General features: G+C 70.9%; 3 protein-coding genes and 1 pseudogene. 1 reads left to right on the forward strand and 3 read right to left on the reverse strand.

Annotated features, from left to right (window positions below; translation table 11 throughout):
- Positions 1-196: pseudogene (locus tag AB3X43_RS17385) on the reverse strand (peptidase); the annotation flags it as partial.
- Between the two features lie 119 nt (positions 197-315).
- Positions 316-1,614, reverse strand: a complete 1,299-nt coding sequence (locus AB3X43_RS17390) for an NRAMP family divalent metal transporter (protein WP_369431124.1) — start codon at positions 1,612-1,614, stop codon at positions 316-318.
- An 86-nt stretch (positions 1,615-1,700) separates the two neighbouring features.
- Between AB3X43_RS17390 and AB3X43_RS17395 the strand changes: the two genes are divergently transcribed.
- Positions 1,701-3,101, forward strand: coding sequence for an MFS transporter (locus AB3X43_RS17395; protein ID WP_369431125.1), 1,401 nt, complete (start codon positions 1,701-1,703; stop codon positions 3,099-3,101).
- Here the strand turns inward: AB3X43_RS17395 and AB3X43_RS17400 are convergent.
- On the reverse strand, positions 3,098-5,191 hold a 2,094-nt coding region (locus AB3X43_RS17400), incomplete at its 5' end, for an ATP-binding protein (RefSeq protein WP_369431126.1). The two genes, AB3X43_RS17395 and AB3X43_RS17400, sit on opposite strands and share 4 nt — an antisense overlap.

Genomic DNA, 5,191 nt, shown 5'->3' on the forward strand with positions numbered 1-5,191 from the left:
CGACAGCCGCACCGTACTGCTGCGTGATGCGGGAAAAGTCGGGCACGCCGCCCACCGCAGGCACGGCCGACGTGGCCGGCACGGGGGTGGCCGCCCGCGCAGGCGAACCCGCGCACAGGCCCAGGCCCAGGCCGAAGATTGCCAGGGCCATGGCGGTCAGGGTGGCGGCCAGGGGTGCATGGCGTGGGATGGTCATGGTGAAGTCTCCTTGGCGCCGGAGGCCGGCGTGTCGCAGAGACTGTCCCGCCGGCGCCTGTCAGGGGCATTGCACCGGCGGCGGGCAGCGTTACAGATGCAATCTGCCGACCGCGGTGCTCACCACGCGCTCACCAGCATGAACACGACCGCCGCCGCCATCACCACCGTCGCGGACCAGCCGAAGAAGCGATGCCGCCGGCTGATGGTGAGCGCCCCCATGATGCGGGGCGACTGCCCGATCCACAACATCGCCACCATGATCGGCACCGAGATCACGCCGTTGACGATGGCGCTCCAGACCAGTGCCTTGATCGGGTCCAGCTCGAAGGTGCTGCCCAGGGTGCCGATGAGGGTGGCCGCGATGATGATCGCGTAGAAGCCACGCGCTGCATGGAAGTCGTGCGACAGCCCGGATTTCCAGCCCAGCACCTCGCTGACCGCATACGCCGCCGAACCGGACAGCACCGGCACCGCCAGCAGCCCCGTGCCGACGATGCCCAGCGCGAACAGCACGAAGGCGAACTCGCCCGCCACCGGCCGCAGCGCCTCGGCCGCCTGCGCCGAGGTCTGGATGCTGGTGATGCCGTGTTCGTTGAGCGTCACCGCGGTGGCGATGACGATGCAGACCGCGATGACGTTGGAGAAGATCATGCCGACGTAGGTGTCCTGCTTGATGCGCGAGAGGTGCTCGGCGGCGTATTCGGGGTGTGCGCGCAGCGCGGCGGCCTCCGGGCGGCGCAGGTTGTCCTCCACCTCCTGCGCGGCCTGCCAGAAGAACAGGTAGGGGCTGATGGTGGTGCCGAGCACGGCGACGACCATCGCGGCATAGTCGCTGCGCGTCACGCCGGGCGGAAAGTAGGCCCACGGGTTGACCGCTTCCGCGAAGGCCTGCTTCCACGGCACGCTGACCGACAGGATCACCGCCACGTACGAGAACAGCGCCAGCGTCAGCCACTTGAGGATGCGCACCGTCTTCTCGTACGAGAAGACGACCTGCCCGGCGATGCTCAGCGCGCCGAAACCGAGGATCCACGGCACCAGGCGCCCGCCCGCGACCATGCGCACCGCTTCGGCCATCGCGCCGATGTCAGCCGCGATGTTGATGGTGTTGGCCACCACCAGCAGGCCGACCAGCGTGCGCGTGGCCCAGCGTGGACAGACCTTGGCGATGTTGGCCCCCAGGCCCTCGCCCGTGACCCAGCCGATGCGTGCCGACAGCATCTGGATGCCGATCATCAGCGGCGTGGTCAGCAGCAGCGTCCAGGCCAGACCGAAGCGGAACTGCGATCCGGCCTGCGAATAGGTCGCGATGCCGCTGGGATCGTCGTCGGCGGCACCGGTGATGAGGCCAGGGCCGAGCCGGCGCGCGAGGTCGTGGACCGCGGTGGACTTGTTCGTCGGAAGTGGCGGGGGCATGTGCGGGATCCTTGGGCCGAGGGCAACCAGGTCGGCATTACAGGCGCAAGATCGGGGCCGTGTCGAGCCAACAGAAGGACATCTTGATGGATCCGGTCATCACCCGGCGATTTCTGCCCTGGGTCGTCGCGACGGCGCTGTTCATGGAGCAGCTCGACTCGACCATCGTCAACACCGGCATCCCGGCCATGGCGGTCAGTCTGGGCACCACGCCGCTGAGCCTGAAGGCGGTGGTCACCAGCTACATCCTGAGTCTGGCGGTCTGCATCCCCGCCAGCGGCTGGCTGGCCGAGCGCTACGGCAGCCGGCGCGTGTTCCTCACCGCAGTGGCGCTGTTCACGCTGTCCTCGGTGCTGTGCGGACTGGCGGTGAACGCGCCGATGCTGGTGGCCGCCCGGGTGCCGCAGGGCATCGCCGCGGCGATGATGATGCCGGTCGGCCGCATGGCGATCGTGCGCACCTTCCCCAAGGGCGACCTGCTGCGGGCAATGAACTTCGTCATCATCCCCGCCCTGCTCGGCCCGCTGCTGGGGCCGACCGTGGGCGGGCTGATCGTGCACTGGCTGTCGTGGCGCGACATCTTCTTCGTCAATGTGCCCGTGGGCCTGATCGCGTTGTGGTTCGGCCACCGCCACATGCCCGACTACCGCAACGACCAGCCACCGCCCTTCGACCTGCGGGGCCTGCTGCTGTTCGGCAGCGGCGCGGCGCTGCTGTCGTGGCTGCTGGAGATCTTCGGCGAACACGGGCTGAACGCGGGGCAGGTGGTCCCGCCGCTGCTGCTGTCGCTCGGCCTGCTCGGCGCCTATGGCTGGCACGCGCAGCGGGTACCGCATCCGCTGCTGCGGCTGTCGCTGCTGCGCACCCGCACCTACCGGATCTCGGTGCTGGGCGGCTTCGTCACGCGGCTGGGGGTGGGCGGCATGCCCTTTCTGCTGCCGCTGCTGTACCAGCTCGGGCTGGGGCTGCCGGCGTGGCAGTCGGGTCTTCTGATGATGCCGGCGGCCGCCGCCGCGATGGGCATGAAGCTGATCTCCAGCGCGATGCTGCGCCGCTTCGGCTACCGGCAGGTGCTGGTGGTGAACACGGTGCTGGTGGCGGGCACCATCGCCTGCTACGCGCTGGTCGGACCGGGCACGCCCATCACCGTGATCGTGCTGCTCGGACTGCTGATGGGGCTGTTCAACTCGCTGCAGTTCTCCAGCATGAACTCGATGGCCTACGCCGACATCGCCGAACGCGACACGCCCATGGCCAGCACGCTGGCGAGCACGCTGCAGCAGATGTCGATGAGCTTCGGTCTCGCCTGCGGCTCGCTCGTCACCGGCCTCTACCTCGCCGGGCTGCCGCAGGGCGACGCCGGGGCGGTGCGCGGCGCCCTGCACCACGCCTTCCTGACGCTGGCGGTGCTGACGCTGGTGTCGTCGCTGACCTTCCGCGCCCTGCGGCCCGAGGATGGCGAAAGCATCAGCCGCGGCGCCGGCTAGCCCAGCGCCTGCGCGAGCGCCCGTGCCAGTTCCGCCCGCGCCAGCGGCTTCTTGAGCAGCACGGTGACACCGGCGCCGGCCGCACGCGATGCCAGTTGCGGCCCGCCATAGCCGCTCGCCAGCACGACCGGCAGGCCAGGCCGCAGGGCATGCACGGCCTGCGCCAGCGCCGTGCCGGTCAGCCCCGGCATGACCTCGTCGGTCAGGACCAGATCGAACCGGTCCGGATCACGCTCGAACTCGGCCAGCGCCCGCGCGCTCGACGAGAAGCCGACCGGCTCGTAGCCCAGCGCCGCCAGCAGCTCCTCGGCCAGCTCGACCAGCCCCGGCTCGTCGTCCACCACGAGCACGGTCTGGCCCCGGCCCTGCGGTGCATCGGCCTCGACCTGCAGGACGTCGTCGGGCTCGGCCTCCACGCAAGGGAAATACAGCAGGAAACGCGCGCCCCGGCCCGGCGCACTCTGCACGTCGATCGCGCCGCCCAGGTCGACCATCACCCCGTGCACCACCGCCAGCCCCAGCCCGGTGCCCAGGTGCGGCCCGCGGGTGGTGAAGAAGGGCTCGAACAGGCGGGCCATCACCTCGGGCGCGATGCCCGCGCCGGTGTCGCTCACGGTCAGCTGCGCATAACGCCCAGGCGCCAGACTGCGGTCGAACAGCCGCCGCGGCACCACCAGCCGCACCTCGGCCAGCTCGACGCCCAGCGTCCCGCCCTGCGGCATCGCCTGCAGCGCGTTGGTGCAGAGGTTCATCGCCGCCTCGTAGACCATGGTCACGTCGCCGGAGATGACGGCCTCGGGCGCGTGGAGCCGCCGGTCGAGCCGCACCGGCGCCGGCAGCGACGCCGCCAGCAGCTGTAGCACCTCGTCGATCACCGGCTCCAGCCGCAGGTGGGTCCGCGCACGCGGCGTGCCGCGGCTGAACGAGAGGATGCGCTCGACCAGCGCCTTGCCACGCTGGCCTGCCTGCAGGACATGGTCGAGGTGGCGCGCCTGCCCGGAGCCGTCGGCGGCCGCGTTGCGGGCCAGTTCGCCATACCCGATGACGGCGGCGAGGATGTTGTTGAAGTCGTGCGCCACGCCGCCGGCCAGCGTGCCGAGGGCCTCCAGCTTGCGGGCGCGCTGCAGTTGCTCTTCGAGCTGCCGGTTCTGCTGCTGCGCCTCGACCTCGGCGGTGACGTCGGTGCCGGTGCCGCTGAACAGCCGGGCCAGGCCATCGGCGTCGCGCCAGGCGTGGCCGCGCGAGCGGACGTGGCGCCACTGGCCGTCGGCCTGGCGCACGCGGAAGGTGAAGTCGAAGGTTTCGCTGCCATGCCCCTGCTGGTGCGCATGCAGCACAGCGCGCACCGGCTCGACATCGTCCGGGTGCAGATGCGCCAGGTGCAGCAGCCCGTCCGGCCCGTGCAGGATCTCGTCCGGCGCCATGCCGAGCAGCTCCTTCATGCGCGGCGAGAGGTGGTTTTCCTGGGTGCGCACATCCCATTCCCAATGGCCTTCCTGCGCCGCCTGGAACGCCCGCACCGCGCGGGCCTGCTCGGTGGCCAGCGCCGTCTGGGCCTCGCGCCGCAGGGCCTGCTCGCGGGCATTGCGCAGCGACAGGAACAGCGTCATCGCCAGCGCCGATGCGGCGAACGAGCCGACCAGCCAGGCCTGGTCGGTCCAGTCCGCCAGCGCCGCATCGACATCGCGCGAGATCACGACCACCAGCGGAAACCGCTGCAGCCGGTGCGCGGCCACCAGCCGCTGGCGGCCATCCGGCAGGGTAGCCAGGCGCGGGGTCTCCGGCGATGGACTGGCCCAGAGGGCGTCCATCACCGTGGCGGGCAGCAACCGCTCCCGGCCATCGCCGGGACCGTCGGAGACCATGGCATGGTCGGTGGTCCGGTACAGCGCCATCGTGGCGTCCGGCGCCGGCGCGATGTGGTCGAAGTGGCCGTCCAGGAAGTCGGCATCCGCCACCAGGACGACCACGCCCCGGAACCGGGCCTGCCGGTCGTGCCAGCCCATCGACAGACCGATCGCCGCCTGGCCGTCGAAGCGGCTGACGAAGGGGGTTCCGACGAACAGCGTCGGGGTGGACGCCGCGCGCGC

The organism is Sphaerotilus sp., assembly GCF_041083715.1.
Lineage (GTDB): Bacteria > Pseudomonadota > Gammaproteobacteria > Burkholderiales > Burkholderiaceae_C > Sphaerotilus.

Bases quoted from the DNA above. Each gene is read 5' to 3' on its own strand.
- AB3X43_RS17390 (WP_369431124.1), bottom strand. From the start codon at position 1,614: ATGCCCCCGCCACTTCCGACGAACAAGTCCACCGCGGTCCACGACCTC.
- AB3X43_RS17395 (WP_369431125.1), top strand. From the start codon at position 1,701: ATGGATCCGGTCATCACCCGGCGATTTCTGCCCTGGGTCGTCGCGACG.